At 50.3% G+C, this 794-nt stretch carries 1 protein-coding gene; it reads left to right on the forward strand.

The window, feature by feature from the left end; all coding sequences use genetic code 11:
* Positions 1–704 (forward strand): LysR substrate-binding domain-containing protein (locus BN1128_RS00070; protein WP_042865539.1); only part of this gene is annotated, 704 nt, incomplete at its 5' end.
* Positions 705–794: the final 90 nt, after the last annotated feature.

Genomic DNA, 794 nt, shown 5'->3' on the forward strand with positions numbered 1-794 from the left:
CCCTCAGGCGGTTCGCCATTCTTCGCGAGCGAGCAGCCCTGCCACTGAGAGTGGGTACCGGCCATGCCTGGTGGCAGCATGTGCTGCAACCCGTCACCCTGCAATATCGAGAAGCCAATCCATCCTGTGCCATCAATATCGAGGTTGGCAATCACCTACGGCTACTGGATCTGCTCCTTGGCAATCATGTCGACCTGTTTCTGGGACATGAGATCCATGGTCTGGATAAACAGTACAGCCTGATATTCATCCCGCTATTTACCTCCAGCGATGCAATATTTGTCAGGGCCGGACATCCCCTCCTGGGGAAAATATGCTACAAGCAGGATTTGGTAAATTATCCCAGCCTGTTGATCACCACGGATGAGCCGAAATATCTGCATCTGGTCGAGGATCTGGCAAGAAAAAAACAAGATCAGGCAGATATGCAGCTCAATGACAAAATCATTTACACCTGCAATTCACTGATGGCCGGCATTGACATGGCAAATACCAGCAATGCCGTCATGCCTTATCCAGAAAGCATGAAGGATTATTTTTCAACATTCGGCATAGTCCCACTCGATATGGATGAGGAATATAACAAAGGGGTTATCGGCATCTATATTTCTCGTGAGAAAATGGATGAGCCCCATATTCACACCTTGTGCCAACAGATCCAGACACAGGTCAGCAAGCATGGCCGCCTGATGGCAGCCTGCTGACGTTGCGTCGAGACGACAAACTCTCTGCAACAACACCAGCTACCCAAGATGGCGGCGAGCGACAGACACAAAAAAGCCCTGCCAGATTGG

Source organism: Aeromonas piscicola, from assembly GCF_000820005.1.
Classification (GTDB): domain Bacteria; phylum Pseudomonadota; class Gammaproteobacteria; order Enterobacterales; family Aeromonadaceae; genus Aeromonas; species Aeromonas piscicola.